Origin of the sequence: Streptomyces sp. NPDC047017 (genome assembly GCF_040644175.1) — a bacterium.
Taxonomy (GTDB): domain Bacteria; phylum Actinomycetota; class Actinomycetes; order Streptomycetales; family Streptomycetaceae; genus Streptomyces.
In genome coordinates, this window is sequence record NZ_JBEYVW010000013.1 from 65,364 (window position 1) to 81,054 (window position 15,691).

At 72.3% G+C, this 15,691-nt stretch carries 17 protein-coding genes; 10 read left to right on the top strand and 7 right to left on the bottom strand.

The features are described 5' to 3' along the window. Positions 1-127 precede the first annotated feature (127 nt). The 4 genes from ABZ858_RS21960 to ABZ858_RS21975 form a co-directional block, all read right to left on the bottom strand. A complete protein-coding gene (locus tag ABZ858_RS21960; protein ID WP_361381011.1) occupies positions 128-574 on the bottom strand; it encodes a hypothetical protein in 447 nt (148 codons plus the stop codon). Between the two features lie 62 nt (positions 575-636). Further along, entirely contained in the window at positions 637-1,254 is a 618-nt protein-coding gene (locus ABZ858_RS21965) for an RNA polymerase sigma factor (protein WP_361381014.1), read from the bottom strand. 146 nt (positions 1,255-1,400) lie between these two features. Beyond that, positions 1,401-1,982 (bottom strand): hypothetical protein, encoded by a 582-nt coding sequence (locus tag ABZ858_RS21970; RefSeq protein WP_361381017.1) that lies wholly within the window; start codon positions 1,980-1,982, stop codon positions 1,401-1,403. Positions 1,983-2,155: 173 nt separating this feature from the next. Then, positions 2,156-3,751, bottom strand: coding sequence for a glycoside hydrolase family 20 protein (locus ABZ858_RS21975; protein ID WP_361381517.1), 1,596 nt, complete (start codon positions 3,749-3,751; stop codon positions 2,156-2,158). A gap of 223 nt (positions 3,752-3,974) precedes the next feature. Here ABZ858_RS21975 and ABZ858_RS21980 point away from each other — a divergent pair, with 223 nt between their 5' ends. The 8 genes from ABZ858_RS21980 to ABZ858_RS22015 all read left to right on the top strand — a co-directional run bounded on the left by ABZ858_RS21980 (position 3,975) and on the right by ABZ858_RS22015 (position 10,171). Then, a complete protein-coding gene (locus tag ABZ858_RS21980; RefSeq protein ID WP_361381520.1) occupies positions 3,975-4,562 on the top strand; it encodes a 2-oxo-4-hydroxy-4-carboxy-5-ureidoimidazoline decarboxylase in 588 nt (195 codons plus the stop codon). Positions 4,563-4,710: 148 nt separating this feature from the next. Further along, complete coding sequence (gene sdhC, locus ABZ858_RS21985) at positions 4,711-5,091, top strand: succinate dehydrogenase, cytochrome b556 subunit (RefSeq protein WP_361381020.1); 381 nt, start codon at positions 4,711-4,713, stop codon at positions 5,089-5,091. Positions 5,092-5,096: 5 nt separating this feature from the next. Further along, positions 5,097-5,576: a succinate dehydrogenase hydrophobic membrane anchor subunit gene (locus ABZ858_RS21990; protein WP_361381023.1), complete on the top strand. Its 480-nt coding sequence runs from the start codon at positions 5,097-5,099 to the stop codon at positions 5,574-5,576. 24 nt (positions 5,577-5,600) lie between these two features. Beyond that, on the top strand, positions 5,601-7,355 hold the full coding sequence (gene sdhA, locus ABZ858_RS21995; protein ID WP_361381026.1) for a succinate dehydrogenase flavoprotein subunit: 1,755 nt from the start codon (positions 5,601-5,603) through the stop codon (positions 7,353-7,355). Beyond that, entirely contained in the window at positions 7,355-8,134 is a 780-nt protein-coding gene (locus ABZ858_RS22000) for a succinate dehydrogenase iron-sulfur subunit (RefSeq protein ID WP_361381029.1), read from the top strand. The genes sdhA and ABZ858_RS22000 overlap by 1 nt, the downstream gene beginning before the upstream one ends. A gap of 161 nt (positions 8,135-8,295) precedes the next feature. Next, complete coding sequence (locus ABZ858_RS22005; RefSeq protein WP_361381032.1) at positions 8,296-8,706, top strand: VOC family protein; 411 nt, start codon at positions 8,296-8,298, stop codon at positions 8,704-8,706. Between the two features lie 46 nt (positions 8,707-8,752). Further along, on the top strand, positions 8,753-9,469 hold the full coding sequence (locus ABZ858_RS22010) for a TetR family transcriptional regulator (protein WP_361381035.1): 717 nt from the start codon (positions 8,753-8,755) through the stop codon (positions 9,467-9,469). Between the two features lie 90 nt (positions 9,470-9,559). Beyond that, positions 9,560-10,171: a Uma2 family endonuclease gene (locus ABZ858_RS22015; RefSeq protein ID WP_361381038.1), complete on the top strand. Its 612-nt coding sequence runs from the start codon at positions 9,560-9,562 to the stop codon at positions 10,169-10,171. Here the strand turns inward: ABZ858_RS22015 and ABZ858_RS22020 are convergent. After that, complete coding sequence (locus ABZ858_RS22020) at positions 10,158-11,699, bottom strand: ABC transporter substrate-binding protein (RefSeq protein ID WP_361381041.1); 1,542 nt, start codon at positions 11,697-11,699, stop codon at positions 10,158-10,160. The two genes, ABZ858_RS22015 and ABZ858_RS22020, sit on opposite strands and share 14 nt — an antisense overlap. Positions 11,700-11,950: 251 nt before the next feature. Then, positions 11,951-12,190 (bottom strand): hypothetical protein, encoded by a 240-nt coding sequence (locus tag ABZ858_RS22025; protein WP_361381044.1) that lies wholly within the window; start codon positions 12,188-12,190, stop codon positions 11,951-11,953. Here ABZ858_RS22025 and ABZ858_RS22030 point away from each other — a divergent pair. Beyond that, positions 12,129-13,496 (top strand): D-alanyl-D-alanine carboxypeptidase, encoded by a 1,368-nt coding sequence (locus ABZ858_RS22030; RefSeq protein WP_361381047.1) that lies wholly within the window; start codon positions 12,129-12,131, stop codon positions 13,494-13,496. The two genes, ABZ858_RS22025 and ABZ858_RS22030, sit on opposite strands and share 62 nt — an antisense overlap. Here the strand turns inward: ABZ858_RS22030 and ABZ858_RS22035 are convergent. Next, positions 13,444-14,376: a YihY/virulence factor BrkB family protein gene (locus tag ABZ858_RS22035; RefSeq protein ID WP_361381050.1), complete on the bottom strand. Its 933-nt coding sequence runs from the start codon at positions 14,374-14,376 to the stop codon at positions 13,444-13,446. The two genes, ABZ858_RS22030 and ABZ858_RS22035, sit on opposite strands and share 53 nt — an antisense overlap. Positions 14,377-14,461: 85 nt before the next feature. On the opposite strand from ABZ858_RS22035, the gene ABZ858_RS22040 reads away from it, so the two are divergent. After that, positions 14,462-15,244 (top strand): SDR family NAD(P)-dependent oxidoreductase, encoded by a 783-nt coding sequence (locus ABZ858_RS22040; RefSeq protein ID WP_361381053.1) that lies wholly within the window; start codon positions 14,462-14,464, stop codon positions 15,242-15,244. Positions 15,245-15,691 lie beyond the last annotated feature (447 nt).

The window sequence follows — 15,691 nt, forward strand, 5'->3', positions numbered from 1 at the left end:
GGTGTGACAGAAAACGCACCCCGGGCGCTGTAGAAGACACGGGTCGCCACGCGGCCCGTGCCGTGCGACGGCCGGGGTCTCTCCTGTGGGGGGTGGCGACTCCGGCCGTTGTCCCGGCCACGCGCGCTCAGCGCCCGCCCGCGCCCCGGTCAGCCATGATCCCGTCCCCGCCCGGCCGACCGCCGCCCGGCAGCACCTGCCCGCGCCCGTGCCCGCCGGAACGAGACGGCGGCCCCGCGGAGTCCGTCGCCGCCATCGCCGTACTTCCCAGCGCCAGACCCGCCACGAGCAGGGTCCCCGCGGTCTTCAGCACCCGGCGGGCGCGTCGCGGGCCGCGTGGGCGCCAGTCGTCGCGGTGTCTGGTCCGGGCCGTCCGGTGGGTCCCGTCCGCGCGGGCGGTGCGGAAGGCCTCCAGTGCCCGCCGCTCGGCCGCGTCGGCCGCGGCCGCGGGGGACGCGCGGAGCGCGGTGGCCAGCAGGAGGCGGGGGGACACACCGCCGCGCCCGGTGGAGGCCGCCGCGCCGTCCGGGTGTGCGCGCCCGCCGCCGCGGCGGCCGCCCTCCGGTTCACCCATCCCGCGTCGTCCGTCCCTGTCGCCCGGCCGGCCGGCCCGTCCGCCCGGGCCGCCGTCGCCGTTCACTCCGACTCCCCCAGCGTGCGGGAGCCGTCCTTCGTCACACCCGCCGCGTCCAGCCGGGCGGCCAGCCGCCTCAGCCCGCGGTGGGCGGCGGTGCGCACGGCGCCGGGCCGCTTGCCGAGGACGCGGGCCGCGGCGGGCCCGTCGAGCCCCACCACCACCCGCAGCAGCACGGCCTCCGCCTGGTCGCGCGGCAGACCGCGGATCAGGTCGAGGGCGCGCGCGGTGGAGAGGGACTCCAGCGCCTGCTCGTGCGTGTCCTGCGGCCCGGGCAGATCGAGTACGTGCGGCTCCAGCGCCGCCGCCCGCGGCCGTACCCGCCGGCGCCGCAGGTGGTCCAGGGCGCGGTGCCGGGCGATGACCGCCGTCCAGCCCCGGAAGCCCGCGCCGTCCCCCCTGAACCGGCCCAGATCGCGGGCTATCTCCAGCCAGGCGTCGGACGCCACGTCCTCGGCCTCCTCGCCGACGATCCCGCGCAGGTAGCCGAGCAGCCCCGGCTGCACCATCCGGTACGCCACCGCGAACGCGCCCTCGTCCCCCGCCTGGGCCCGCGCGACGGCCGCGCCCAGCTCCCCGTCGGACGCCTGCGTGCGACGGGGTTCCCCTCCCTGGCCCAACGCTGTCCTCGTTCGTACCGAGTGCGAAGCGGGCTGCGCTGAACCCGCACCGTGTCATCCGACCGGCCGTGCGCACGGCCCATGGTCAACAGCGCCGGGCCGCGCGGAAGTGTCACAGCCCCCCGCCCCCGGTCCGGTCCGGCCGCTCACCCCCGGCCGCGCGCCCGGCGCGACACCACCGCCCGCAGCACGCGCCGCCCCTCCGTCGAGACGTCCAGCGCCTGGCGCAGCCCGGCGGTGCCGTGCCCGGCGAGGAGGGAGAGGACGGTGATCTGGCGGCGCAGTTCGGCGGCGACCAGCGGGGACATGCCCTCGGCGGCGCCACCGGTCCCGGCGATGACGGCGGTGACGGCAGTGGGGGCAGTGGCGTCGGACGGGTCGAGGAGGCGGTGGATCCGCAGCGAGGCGGCCGAGCAGGCGCCGGCCCACTCCCGTACCAGGGCGGCCGACCGGGCGGCCGGGGCGGCGGCGAGCATGCGGTGGGCCAGCGCGGCGGCCTCCCCGTCCCCGGCGGCGGGCCGCTCGGGACCGGCCGCGCCGAGTGTGCCGCGCACCTGTCCGAGCCGGGCGGCCCAGTCGCCGCCGGCCGGGTCCGCCAGGGCGCCCCACAGCGGGCGCAGCACCTCGTCGTCGCCGCCGAGCAGCGGCACGCACCGATCCAAACAAGCCAGCCCGCTGGCGGTCAGCCCGCGCTCGTCGGCCTGCGCCATCAGTTCCACCAGGCTCATCCACGCCTCCTCGGGACGGCGCCGACCTCGGCGAAGGACGCGCTGTCCGGGAGCGGGCGGGCCGTCCCGTAGTGTCACACGGCCCTCACGCAGAGTCGAGAGCGCGGACCGGAGAAAAGATTTCGGCCATTTCCCGGCCTGGCCGACAGTGGTCCGGCCGCCGGGCGGTCCGCTCAGCCGAGCCGGCCCGCCAGCGCCTTGAAGCCGGCCCAGGACAGCGCGGGCTTGCCCGAATCCCACAGCTTCTGCACGGTCGCCCGCAGCGGCATCCGGATGCCGGCCGCCACCTGGTCCTCGGTCTGGGCGTGCGCGTAGTCGCACCAGACGGCGAAGCTGCCGCCGAGGATCTGGGAGTCGTAGCGCGCGGGGACCGCCTGGGTGCCGCGCAGCACCCGCGGGGTCCACTGCTCGTAGATCCGCTGCCCGGTCGGGTAGACGAAGGTCTGCGGCTGGCCGAGGACGTAGTACAGGTACTCGTCGTTGTAGTTGATCACCTGGCGGCCGGCCGCCAGGTACTCGGCGGGCGGGCGGGCGCCCAGTTCCTTGCCGGTCCAGTAGGCGACCTCGATGTCCTTGGCGGGCTGCACCGAGGTGCCCGCGTAGAAGCCGTCGTTCCAGGCGCGCGGGGCGCGGCCGTGGGCGCGGACGGTGGCGGCGCGGGCGTTGAGCCAGCCGGTGGTGAGGTCGGCCACCGTGCCGCCGGAGCCGTACGCCTTCCGGGCGGCGGCGGCCAGCTGCGGGTAGGAACTCTGCGGGTCGCGCACGGTCAGCGCCTGGTACTCGTCACCGCCCAGATGCCAGAAGCCGCCGGGGAAGACGCCCGCGTACTCGTTGAGGAGGTCGTCGACGATCTTCGCGGACTGCGGCTTGGAGATGTCGATCGCGCCCTTGGTCGCCGTGCCCTGCGCGTCGCGCAGTTGCAGGTCGGGGTGGGCGGCGATGACGGCGCCCAGGTGGCCGGGCGAGTCGATCTCCGGCACGACGGTGATGTGCCGGCTGGTGGCGAGGTCGACGATCTGCTTGATCTGCGCCTTGGTCAGGTGGTCCTTGGAGACGATCTCCGGGTGCGAGTCGGACGCCAGCCGGAAGGACTGGTCGTCGGAGAAGTGCAGGCCCAGCTCGTTGTACTTGAGGTCGCCCAGCTCACGTATTCGGTCCTCGATCCAGCCGGCCGTGAACGGCTTGCGGGCGATGTCCAGCATGAAGCCGCGGCGCGGCTTGGCGGGCGTGTCGTTCACGACGCCCTCGGGGGCGGCGCCGCCGCCGCGCACCTCCTGCTTGAGGGTGCGGGTGCCGTAGAAGACGCCCGCGTCGGCCGGCCCGCTGATGGTGACCCCGCCGTCGCGCACGGTCATGGCGTACGACTCCGGGTTGCCGTTCCCGCCCAGCGCCAGGCGCACGTCGCCGGGGCGCGTGTCGCCGGCCTGGCCCGCGTACGCCAGCCCCAGCTCACCGGCGATCAGCCGGCCCTCGTCGGCCAGCGACGGATCGCCCACCACGACCCGCTCGCCGTGGGCCGGGCGCCAGCCGGGCCCGCGGGCGGCGGTGAAGGAGCGCACCGCGGGGATCGTGCCCGGCGCCTTGGACAGCGGAAAGGACCGGGTCGGGCGCGGGCTGGCACTGGCGCTCGCCGAGGCCGCGGAGGACGTGGTGGAGGGGGTGTCCGGCGCGCGCCGCGCCGAGCCCGCCGGGGAACTGTCGCCGCCGGAGGCCCACACACCGAGGCCGACGCCGAGGGCGACCGTCACGGCGAACGCGCCGCCGGCCAGGACCGGCCTGTGCTGCAGCTTCCGCGCCGGATTCCGGCGCCGCTTGTGCTGACTCACTCTGCCAACGTACGACCTGTGGGCGCGGAAGGTGTCCACCAGACGTCCTCAAACTCTCCCGTCCGAGTGAAAATCGACCATCGGCCGTACACGTCATGACCACTCCCGATAGCGTGGCCGCGCAGTTCACGACTCCCCCTGCCGACTCCCACGCCGAGGACCCACGCTGCCCGCGCAGACCCTGGAGCACTTCAACACCGCCCCGCCCGACGAGGCCCGCCGCACCCTCCTGGCCTGTCTGCGCAGCCCGCGCTGGGCCCGGCGCGTCGCCGCCCATCGCCCCTACCCCGACCTGCCGGCCCTGCTGGCGGCGGCGGACGAGGCGGCCTACGACCTCGGCCCGGCCGATCTCGCCGAAGCGCTGACCCGGGAGCCCCTCCCGGCCCTCCCCGCCGGCACCTACGTCGCCGCCTCCACCGCCCTGAGCGCCGCGTACGCCGCCTACGAGTCAAGATTCGGACACACGTTCGTCATCTGCCTCGGCGGCCTCCCCTGCCCCGAGGCCCTCGACCACCTGCTGGCCGCCATCCGATCACGATTGACGAACGATCCGGAGGACGAACGCGTGGTGGCCCGCGAAGAGCTGCGGCGCCTGGCGAGGCAACGGCTCCTGCAAGCCACCAAGGGGCGCGGGGCCGCGTCCACCGGCGGCTCCGCCGCGGGGCGCGACCAGCCACCGTCGGCCCGCACCCGGCCGGCGGCAGAAGGGCCCCTCCACGTGGCCGCCCCCGCTCATCCGTCCGTGCACGTTTGAGTGCCAGTTTGATCACACCGGCAGGCCCCCTGCGAAGCTCGCGGCAGCGCATCGCTACGATGCTGGGGGCCGGTGGACCGTACCCGGCCGGGCCCGACCGACACCGAAGCCGGCGCGGCCCTAGTCCCCGCTCCCGGAGGGTTCTTCCGTGCCGGCTGGAACGCTGTACCGCGGCCGGGAAGGAATGTGGTCCTGGGTGGCTCATCGAGTCACCGGCGTCCTCATCTTCTTCTTCCTGTTCGTTCACGTGCTGGACACCGCACTCGTCCGCGTGTCACCCGAGGACTACGACAAGGTCGTAGCCACCTACAAGACCCCGATCGTCGCGTGCCTGGAGTACGGCCTCGTCGCCGCCATCCTCTTCCACGCGCTCAACGGCCTGCGTGTCATCGCCGTCGACTTCTGGGCCAAGGGCGCCCGCTACCAGAAGCAGATGCTCTGGACCGTCGTCGGCGTCTGGGTCGTGCTCATGCTCGGGGCGATCTACCCCGTCCTCGGCCACGCCGCTCGTGTCGTCTTCGGGAGCTGACGCGCATGTCCACCACTGAATCCCCCGCTTCCGGCGTCGGCCCGGTCGAGGGCGCCTCCTACAACGTCGACAACCCGGCGCCGTTCATCGAGGCCCCGCGCAAGCGCACCAAGAAGACCCCGCGCTCGACCCGGGGCAACTTCGAGCTGTACGGCTGGCTGTTCATGCGGCTGTCCGGCGTCGTGCTCGTCGTCCTGGTCATCGGCCACCTGCTGATCCAGCTCGTGCTGGACGGCGGTGTCTCCAAGGTCGGCTTCGCGTTCGTCGCGGGCCGCTGGGCCTCGCCCTGGTGGCAGGTCTGGGACCTGCTGATGCTGTGGCTGGCGATGCTGCACGGCTGCAACGGCCTGCGCACGGTCATCAACGACTACGCGGAGCGCGCGAACACCCGACTGTGGCTGAAGGCGCTGCTCTACACCGCCACGGTGTGGACCATCCTGCTGGGCACGCTGGTGATCTTCACCTTCGACCCGAACATCCGCTAGGCCACGGGACCGAGGTAAATCCTGATGAAGATCCACAAGTACGACACCGTCATCGTCGGCGCCGGCGGTGCCGGTATGCGTGCCGCCATCGAGGCGACCAAGCGCAGCCGCACCGCGGTCCTGACCAAGCTCTACCCCACCCGCTCCCACACGGGCGCCGCGCAGGGCGGCATGGCCGCCGCGCTGGCCAACGTGGAGGAGGACAACTGGGAGTGGCACACCTTCGACACGGTCAAGGGCGGTGACTACCTGGTCGACCAGGACGCCGCCGAGATCCTGGCGAAGGAGGCCATCGACTCGGTCCTCGACCTGGAGAAGATGGGCCTGCCGTTCAACCGGACCCCGAACGGCACGATCGACCAGCGCCGCTTCGGCGGTCACTCGCGCAACCACGGCGAGGCCCCGGTCCGCCGGTCCTGCTACGCGGCCGACCGCACCGGCCACATGATCCTCCAGACGCTGTACCAGAACTGCGTCAAGGAGGGCGTGGAGTTCTTCAACGAGTTCTACGTCCTGGACCAGCTGATCACCGAGGTCGACGGCGTCCGGTGCTCGGCCGGTGTCGTGGCGTACGAGCTGGCGACCGGCGAGATCCACGTCTTCCAGGCGAAGTCCGTGATCTACGCCTCCGGCGGCACCGGCAAGTTCTTCAAGGTGACCTCCAACGCGCACACGCTGACCGGCGACGGCCAGGCGGCCGTGTACCGGCGCGGGCTGCCGCTGGAGGACATGGAGTTCTTCCAGTTCCACCCGACCGGCATCTGGCGCATGGGCATCCTGCTCACCGAGGGCGCCCGCGGCGAGGGCGGCATCCTGCGCAACAAGGACGGCGAGCGCTTCATGGAGAAGTACGCTCCCGTCATGAAGGATCTGGCGTCCCGTGACGTCGTGTCCCGCTCGATCTACACGGAGATCCGCGAGGGCCGCGGCTGCGGTCCCGAGGGCGACCACGTCTACCTCGACCTCACGCACCTCCCGCCGGAGCAGCTGGACGCCAAGCTGCCCGACATCACCGAGTTCGCGCGCACCTACCTCGGCATCGAGCCCTACACGGACCCGATCCCGATCCAGCCCACCGCGCACTACGCCATGGGCGGCATCCCGACCAACGTCGAGGGTGAGGTCCTGGCGGACAACACCACCGTCGTGCCGGGCCTGTACGCGGCCGGCGAGGTCGCCTGCGTGTCCGTGCACGGCGCCAACCGCCTGGGCACCAACTCGCTGCTGGACATCAACGTCTTCGGCAAGCGGGCCGGCATCGCCGCCGCCGAGTACGCGCACACGGCGGACTTCGTCGAGCTGCCGGAGGACCCGGCCTCGCTCGTCGTCGGGCAGATCGAGCGCCTGCGGTCCGCCACGGGCACCGAGCGGGTGGCGGAGCTGCGCCGCGAGCTGCAGGAGACCATGGACGCCAACGTCATGGTGTTCCGCACCGAGCAGACGATCAAGACCGCGGTCGAGAAGATCGCCGAGCTGCGCGAGCGCTACCGGAACGTGGCGATCCAGGACAAGGGCAAGCGGTTCAACACCGACCTCCTGGAGGCCGTCGAGCTGGGCAACCTGCTGGACCTGGCCGAGGTCATGGCGGTCTCCGCCCTGGCCCGCAAGGAGTCCCGCGGCGGTCACTACCGCGAGGACTACCCGAACCGCGACGACGTCAACTTCATGCGCCACACCATGGCGTACCGCGAGGTCGGCGCCGACGGGTCCGAATCCATCCGTCTCGACTACAAGCCGGTCGTCCAGACCCGCTACCAGCCGATGGAGCGTAAGTACTGATGGCAACCCCTGTTCTGGACAAGGCGGAAGCGGCCGGGCAGCCCGAGCCGGGTTTCGCCGACTCCCCCTACGTCACCGTCACGTTCCGCGTCCGCCGGTTCAACCCGGAGGTCTCGGCGGAGTCGGTCTGGGAAGACTTCCAGCTGGAGATCGACCCCAAGGAGCGCGTCCTCGACGGTCTGCACAAGATCAAGTGGGACCTGGACGGCACGCTCACCTTCCGCCGTTCCTGCGCGCACGGCATCTGCGGCTCGGACGCCATGCGGATCAACGGCAAGAACCGGCTGGCCTGCAAGACGCTGATCAAGGACATCAACCCGGACAAGCCGATCACGGTCGAGCCCATCAAGGGCCTGACGGTCCTCAAGGACCTGGTCGTCGACATGGAGCCGTTCTTCCAGGCGTACCGGGACGTGATGCCCTTCCTGATCACGAAGGACACCAACGAGCCGACGCGTGAGCGGCTGCAGTCGGCCGAGGACCGGGCGCGCTTCGACGACACGACGAAGTGCATCCTGTGCGCGGCCTGCACCTCCTCCTGCCCGGTGTTCTGGAACGACGGCCAGTACTTCGGTCCGGCCGCCATCGTCAACGCCCACCGCTTCATCTTCGACAGCCGTGACGAGGCCGGTGAGCAGCGGCTGGAGATCCTGAACGACAAGGACGGCGTCTGGCGCTGCCGCACCACCTTCAACTGCACCGACGCCTGCCCGCGCGGCATCGAGGTCACGAAGGCGATCGCGGAGGTCAAGCGGGCGCTGATCACCCGGCGCTTCTGACATCCGACCCGTCCGGTCCGCCGGTACGTGTCCGAGGGCCCCGCTCCCGTGAGGAGCGGGGCCCTCCGGCGTGCGGCGTGCGGCGTCCGGACAGGTGACCTCACGGTCGGTCGCTGCCGCCCGCCCCGGCCGCCCGGCCCGGCCGTACCTAATCTGATCGCATGTCAGATGACGAGTCGTACGAGCTGCTCGGGTTCGACAACGTGCTGCTGGCCGTGGGCGATCTCGGCGAGGCGGTCCGCTTCTACGAGCGGGCCGGGTTCGCGGTGGCGTTCCGGCTGGACGAGGCGGGCATCGCGCTGCTGAAGGTGGGCGGCGAGACACCGGGGATCCTGCTGCGCAAGGAGGAGGCCCTCGGGCACCGTCCGCCGCCGTGGCACACCCCGCGGCTGTGGCTTGAGGTCCCCGACGCCCGCGCGGCGGCCCGGGCGCTGGCGGCGGCCGGGATCACCCCGCTCGACGAGCCGTCCGCGGTGGCGACCGGCTGGGCCGTGGAGATCGCCGACCCCTGGGGCAACGTCCTCGGCCTCACCGACTACACCAAGCGCCCGGAGCTGGGCCGCCGCCCCTGAGCCACCGCCCGGTGGGGTTCCCGGGGCCACTGACTAGGCTCTGGACGTGCCCGAGAACCCCAGCAAATCCGAGCAGACCCGCGCCCTCATCCTGGAGACGGCCATGCGGCTGTTCCAGGAACGCGGCTACGACAAGACGACCATGCGGGCCATCGCCCAGGAGGCCGGGGTCTCCGTCGGCAACGCCTACTACTACTTCGCGGGCAAGGAGCACCTGATCCAGGGCTTCTACGACCGGATCGCCACCGAGCACCAGGAGGCGGTCCGGGAGGTCCTGGCGCGGGAGACCGGCCTGGAGGCGCGGCTCGCCGGCGTGCTGCGGACCTGGCTGGACATCGCCACGCCGTACCACGAGTTCGCCGTGCAGTTCTTCAAGAACGCCGCCGACCCGGACAGCCCGCTCAGCCCCTTCTCCCCCGAGTCCGAGCACGCCCGCGCGGAGGCGGTCAGCGTCCACAAGGACGTGCTGCGCGGGGCGCGGACCAAGGTCCCGGCGGAGTTGCGCGAGGCGCTGCCCGAGCTGATGTGGCTCGCCCAGATGGGTCTGGTCCTGTACTGGGTGTTCGACCGCACCGAGGGCCGCGAGCGCAGCTACCGGCTGGCCGAGCGGGGGGCGCGGCTGACCGCGCGGGGCGTGGCACTGGCCCGGTTCCGGGTCCTGCGCCCGCTCGTGCTGGAGGTGCACGAGCTGTTCACGGACTTCCTGCCGGGCATGACGAAGGCGCTGCCGGATCCGGCGGCCGAGCGGCGCGGGGGCGCGTGATCACTTTCGGGTGACGCGAGGCGAAGGGGACACGGGCGGGCTGCGCTGCCTACCATGATGTTCTCGACACCAGCCCACGGGAGGCACCTGATGTCCGCTGCAGCCGTCGAGCAGCCGCACGGAGACCGTCCGCTGACCGCTGAGGCCAACCGGCTCATGGAGCACAACCCGGGGAATCGTGTCGAGATCATCGGAGGCCAGATCCTCGTGTCCCCGCCCCCCAACGCGCCTCATGCCCGCGCTCTGTCCAGGCTGAGGCGCCTCTTCGCTGCCGCCGGACTGGACGGCGGGGAGACCGAGGTCTTCGAAGGGGTCGGACTCTGGCTGCCGACCGGGAAGGAGGACTTCGCGATTCCCGATCTGGCCGTCGTGGACGCCGACATCGACGACCACCTCGTCGAGAGCAACAGCTACGATCCCGCCTGCTTCCGTCTCGTCCTGGAGGTCACCTCCAGCAACTGGAAGACGGATCTGCGGGACAAGGTCAGGGCGTACGCCAGTGCCAAGGTCCCGATCTACGTCATCGTGGACCGTGAGCACCAGCGTCTGCACGTCCTGACGGACCCGGCGGGGGCGGACTACGACCACCACCGCCCCTACTCGCCGGGTGAGTCCGTCACCCTGCCCAAGAGCATCGGTGCCGAGGTCACCCTCGATGTGACCGGGATCCTCCAGGCCGGGCTGACCGTCAGATCCAGCTGAGCTTCCACAGGCGGAACACGCCGGTGGCGTCCGAGAGGTACTGGCCGCCGCCGATGTCCTCGGTGGTGACGACGTACTCCTTCTGCTGCCACAGCGGGATCAGCGGGACGTCCTTGGCCACCTGGTCCTGCAGGTCGCGGAAGTCGTCGGAGACGCGGCTGCGGTCGGCGTACTGCTGGCTGTCGGCGATGAGGTGGTCGACGGTCTTGTTGCTGTAGCCGGTGTTCAGGCTGGAGCCGGTGCCGACCAGCGGGCTGCCGAAGGTGTCCGGGTCCGGGTAGTCGGCGACCCAGCCGACCGCCCACGCGTCGATCTTCCCGGCCGTGTACTGCTTCTGGAAGTCCGTCCACTCGTACGGCTTGACGTCGACCTTGAACAGGCCGCTCGCCTCCAGCTGCCGCTTGATCTCCGCGGCCTCCTCGGCGCCCGCGCCGCGCCCGGCGCCGTACCCGTAGGTGAAGCGCACCGGGGTGGACACGCCGGCTTCCCTCAGGAGCTTGCGGGCCTGGTCGGCGCTCTGCGCCGGGTAGGCGTCGAAGTACGCCGTGGTGTGGCCGGTGATGCCGGCCGGGACCAGCGAGTACAGCGGGTCGACGGTGCCGTCGTAGACAGTGGAGGCGAGCGCCTGACGGTCGATCAGCCAGGCGATGGCGCGGCGGACGTCGGTGTCGTGCAGCGGCGAGGAGGCGCGGGTGTTGAAGTACAGGTTGCGGGTCTCGGAGCTGTCGGACTCGGAGACGCGCTGCCTGGGGTCGCTCGGGTTGAGGGCGGCGAGCACCTTCGGGGGGAGCGTGCGGGTGGCGACGTCGACCTGCTTGTCCTGCCACGCCTTGTCGAGCGCGCTGCCCTCGGTGTAGTAGAGCATCTGGACCGGGCGGCCGGAGCCGCTGTTGGCGCCCTCGTAGGAGCCGTTGGGCTTGAGGTCGGCGCTCTTGTCCTTGGCGTACCCGCTCAGGCGGTACGGGCCGGTGCCGTCGGCCTCGGTGCCGGTGCGCACCGCGTCCAGCGCGTAGCGGGTGTGGTCGACGATGGAACCGGCGCCGGTGGCGACCTTGAACGGGAAGGTGGCGTCCGGGCTGGACAGGTGGAAGGTGACGGTCATGCCGTCCGCGTCCACCGAGCCGAGGGTGGAGAACAGGGAGGCCGGGCCGACCTTGGAGTTGATCTTCTTGACCCGGTCGAAGGAGTACTTCACGTCCTCGGCGGTCATGGTCCGGCCGCTCGGGAACGTGAGTCCGTCACGCAGCTCGCAGCGGTAGGTGCGCAGTCCGCCCTTGAGGAAGCCGCACTCCTTGGCGGCGTCCGGCACCGGCGAGGTGCCGTCGGGCGCGTAGGAGAGCAGGGACTGGAAGACGTTGCTGTACAGGGCCCAGGAGCCGGCGTCGTAGGCGCCGGCCGGGTCGAGCGCCGTGACGGCGTCGGTGGTGCCGACCTTGATCGTCTTGTTCTTGTCACCCTGCGACGGCAGCAGTTGCCAGCCACCCACGCCCACGACCGCCAGTACCAGCAGCGTCAACAGAATCCGCATGCGAACCGACCGCATCGGTGATGCCCTCCCCAGGCCCCTCACGGGCCGCTGTGCATATGCCACGGCACTCAGTGGCGCCGCCACCTAATCACACGTCTCCGAGCCCCGGGAAGAGGATCTGGGAGGGGATGAAAAGACGTTATGAAGAAGTGTTGTCGGTTTGTTTCACAGGATATTCTCAGCCGGTCCTCAGCATTGCGCTGAATATCCCTTTTGTCGGTTTTTTTCCGTTGCGCCGTCCTGGCCTGGGGCTATGACGTCCGGCGCAGTGCGCGCAGTCCGCGCAACCCGAGGCCCCCGATGACCGTCCCCCATACGAAGGAGACGACGGCCAGCGTGAGGTGCACCCAGAAGTACGCCGTGGGGTGCCCGTCGTCGAAGGCGAGCCCACTGCTGTCCTTGACGAGATTCTTGACGAAAGTGACCCAGATGATCCAGCTCCACACCCCGAAGGCGAGCAGGAACCAGGAGACGGGGCGGCTGAGCTTCATACCCTCAGTATCGCTGCCGGGCACCGGGCTGCGTGGCCGGGGTGGGGACACGTCACGGACCGCCGGGACCGCCCGGCGCACCCTGCTGGTCGCCTCCGCCGCCCTGCTGTCCGCGGCGCTGACCGGGCCCGCCGCCCTCGCCGCGCCGACGCCGAGAACGTCTCCGACCGTCGCTCCCCCGGCCCGTATGTCCACCGTGGGCGGCGCCCGGCTCGGGCAGCCGGGCACGCAGGTCGAGCTGGCCGGCGGCGCGCCCGTGCTGCCCAAGGAGCTGACCGGGCGTTCCTGGATCGTGGCCGACGCCGAGTCCGGCGACGTGCTCGCCGCCCACAACGCGCACTGGCAGCTGCCCCCGGCCAGCACCCTCAAGATGCTGTTCGCCGACACCGTCCTGCCCAAGCTCCCGAAGACCCGGACGCACAAGGTCGCACCCGCCGACCTGGCCGGCATGGGCGACGGCTCCAGCCAGGTCGGGGTCAAGGAGAACGAGACCTACTCGGTCCACGACCTGTGGCTCGGTGTCTTCCTGCGCTCCGGCAACGACGCCGTGCACGTCCTGTCCGCGATGAACGGCGGCGTCGCCCAGACCGTCAAGGACATGAACGCGCACGCCCAGGACCTCCAGGCGCTGGACACGCACGTGGTGAGCCCGGACGGCTACGACGCGCCCGGCCAGGTCTCCTCCGCCTACGACCTGACCCTGTTCGCGCGCTCGGGGCTGCAGAAGAAGGACTTCCGCGAGTACTGCTCGACCGTGCGGGCCCAGTTCCCCGGCGAGACCAAGAAGGACAAGAAGGGGAAGGCCACCCGGGGTTCCTTCGAGATCCAGAACACCGACCGGCTGCTGAGCGGGGACGCGGGCCTGCCCGTCTACCCGGGCATCGCGGGCGTGAAGAACGGCTACACCACCCACGCGGGCAACACCTTCACCGGCGTCGCCGAACGCGGCGGCCGGGTACTGCTCGTGACGGTGATGAACCCGCAGAACACCGAGCGCGACGAGGTCTACAAGGAGACCTCCCGGCTGTTCGACTGGGGCTTCCAGGCGGCCGGCAAGGTGCGTCCGGTGGGTGAGCTGGCCGCGCCGCGCGGCGCCGGGCCGGCGGGCGGCGAGCCGGGGGCGACGGCGCCGGCCGGCAAGGGGGGCGCGGCGCAGGCCGCGAGCACCGGCGGGGGCGGCTCCACCGGCATGGGGATCGCGCTGGGCATCGCCGCGGGCGCGCTGGCCGTGCTGGCCGCCGCCGCCTTCCTGGTCAACCGGCGCTGGCCGCTGCCGGACCTGATGCGCCGCCGGTCCCGCCCCTGAGCGGGGCGCCGTCCGCCGGGCCCGGGTCCTCCTCCTTGCTGGGCGTCGCCGTCCAGGCGGCGCAGTACAGCACCAGCTTGGAGGTGAAGTTGATCCACAGCAGCAGGGCGACGGGGACGCCGAACGCGCCGTACATGCTCTTCGCCGCCACGCCCTGGATATAGCCGCTGAGCAGCAGCTTCAGCAGCTCGAAGCCGACCGCGCCGAGCAGTGCCGCGACCAGCAGCCGGTGGCGCGTCGGCTCGGCGCCGGGCAGCAGGGTCAGCACGTACAGCAGCACCAGGAAGTCGGCGAGCACGGCGACCACGAACGCCACGACGCGCAGCACCAGGCTGCCCCAGCCGTGTTCGTCCAGGCCGATGTGGCGCGCGAGGTCGCCGACGGCGGCCGAGGCGATGGTGGAGACGGCGAGGGTGACGACCACCGCGCCGCCGAAGCCGACCAGGATGCCCGCGTCCTTCACCTTGTTCAGCAGCGGGTTCTCGTCGGGGTCGGCCAGTTCCCACACTGCGCGCAGGCAGTCGCGCATCTGGCCGACCCAGCCGACGCCGGTGAACAGCAGGGCGGCGCCCGCGATGACGCCGACCGCGCCGGCGTTCTGCGCCAGGGTGTTGATGTCCAACTCGCCGCCCAGGCCCGGGAACTGCTGGGCGATCTTGTCCTGGAGCGTGTGCTGCTGGTGGGTGCTGAGGGTGGCGGCGCCGATGGCCGCGCCCACCGTGAGCAGCGGGAAGAGCGCCACGAAGCTGACGAACGTCATCGCCGCGGCCAGCCGGGTCCACTTCACCCGGTCCAGACGCTCGTACGACCGCCACGCGTGCGTGCGCATCAGCCGGGTCAGCCACGGGCCGACGACGGGGAGGTTCTTCAGCCAGTCCATGATCCGACTGTGCCCGCTCCGGGGGCGCGCCAACACCGCGTTTCTGCGGCGAACCGCCCATAACCGGACGATACAGTCGTCTGCCGTGAAGGAAGCCACCGGTCCCACCGCTCTGCTGCGGCTGTCCGACCTCCCCCGGTCCCTGCTCGTCCTCGGCGGCACGTCGCGGATCGCGCTGGCCACCGCACGGCGGCTCATCGCGCGCCGCACCCGCACGGTGTGGCTGGCCGGCCGCCCCTCGCCCGCGCTCCAGGAGGCCGCGGCGCACCTGCGCGCGCTCGGCGCCGAGGTGCGCACCGTGGACTTCGACGCGCTCGATCCCGGGTCGCACGCGACCGCGCTGGGCAAGGTCTTCGCGGAGGGCGGCGTCGACATGGTGCTGCTCGCCTTCGGGGTGGCGGGCGACCAGGCGTACGCCGAGCGGGAGCCGCTGGAGGCGGTGCGGGTCGCGCAGACCGACTACACCGGGGCGGTGTCGGCGGCGCTGGTGGCCGGGCGGGAGCTGCAGAACCAGGGGCACGGCTCGCTGGTCGTGCTCTCCGCGGCGGCCGGCGAGCGGGCCCGGCGCGCCGACTTCGTCTTCGGCTCCGCCAAGGCCGGCCTGGACGCCTTCGCGCAGGGCCTGGGTGACGCGCTGTACGGCACCGGCGTGCACGTCATGGTCGTACGCCCCGGGTCCGTCCGCCCCGGCCCGGCGGCCGCCCGCCGGGCCCCCGCGTACACCAGCACACCCGAGGAGATCGCCACCGCCGTCGAACTGGGCCTGCGCCGGCGCTCGGAGATCGTGTGGGTGCCCGGGGCCCTGCGACTGGTCACCTCGGCCCTGCGCCACCTGCCACGCGCGGTGTATCGACGACTACCGCTGTAGGAGACCCGCCGGGCTGGGGGCGGTGGTCCGGGGTCGATGGGCGGCGGGCCGGGACCGGCCGGGCGGAGCTGGCGGGCCCGCTGGGCCGTGGGCGGTGGGCCCGGACCGGTGGGCGGTGGGCCGGGGCCAGCGGGTCGGCCGGGCACCGACCGGTCGAGGCCGGCCGGTCGGCCGGGCGGAGCCGGCAGCCCCGCTGGGCCGTGGGCGGTGGGAGGGGCGGGCCCGGACCGGTGGGCCGGGGGCAGCGGGTCGACCGGGCCGGCCGGGCGGAGCCAGCGGGCCCGGCGGGCCGTAGGCGGCGGTTGGCGGGCCGGGACCGACAGACAGTGAGCCAGGGTCGGCAGGCGGCGGGCCTGGACCGGCTGGCGGCAGGCCAGGGTCGGCAGGCGGCGGGCCGAGGGCCAACGGGCCGAGACCGGCTGGCAGCGGGTGGCGGGCAGTAGGTCG

Bases quoted from the DNA above. Each gene is read 5' to 3' on its own strand.
- sdhA (WP_361381026.1), top strand. From the start codon at position 5,601: ATGAAGATCCACAAGTACGACACCGTCATCGTCGGCGCCGGCGGTGCC.
- ABZ858_RS22005 (WP_361381032.1), top strand. From the start codon at position 8,296: ATGTCAGATGACGAGTCGTACGAGCTGCTCGGGTTCGACAACGTGCTG.
- ABZ858_RS21960 (WP_361381011.1), bottom strand. From the start codon at position 574: ATGGGTGAACCGGAGGGCGGCCGCCGCGGCGGCGGGCGCGCACACCCG.
- ABZ858_RS22015 (WP_361381038.1), top strand. From the start codon at position 9,560: ATGTCCGCTGCAGCCGTCGAGCAGCCGCACGGAGACCGTCCGCTGACC.
- ABZ858_RS21990 (WP_361381023.1), top strand. From the start codon at position 5,097: ATGTCCACCACTGAATCCCCCGCTTCCGGCGTCGGCCCGGTCGAGGGC.
- ABZ858_RS22030 (WP_361381047.1), top strand. From the start codon at position 12,129: ATGATCCAGCTCCACACCCCGAAGGCGAGCAGGAACCAGGAGACGGGG.
- ABZ858_RS21970 (WP_361381017.1), bottom strand. From the start codon at position 1,982: ATGAGCCTGGTGGAACTGATGGCGCAGGCCGACGAGCGCGGGCTGACC.
- ABZ858_RS22000 (WP_361381029.1), top strand. From the start codon at position 7,355: ATGGCAACCCCTGTTCTGGACAAGGCGGAAGCGGCCGGGCAGCCCGAG.
- ABZ858_RS22035 (WP_361381050.1), bottom strand. From the start codon at position 14,376: ATGGACTGGCTGAAGAACCTCCCCGTCGTCGGCCCGTGGCTGACCCGG.
- ABZ858_RS22025 (WP_361381044.1), bottom strand. From the start codon at position 12,190: ATGAAGCTCAGCCGCCCCGTCTCCTGGTTCCTGCTCGCCTTCGGGGTG.
- ABZ858_RS22020 (WP_361381041.1), bottom strand. From the start codon at position 11,699: ATGCGGATTCTGTTGACGCTGCTGGTACTGGCGGTCGTGGGCGTGGGT.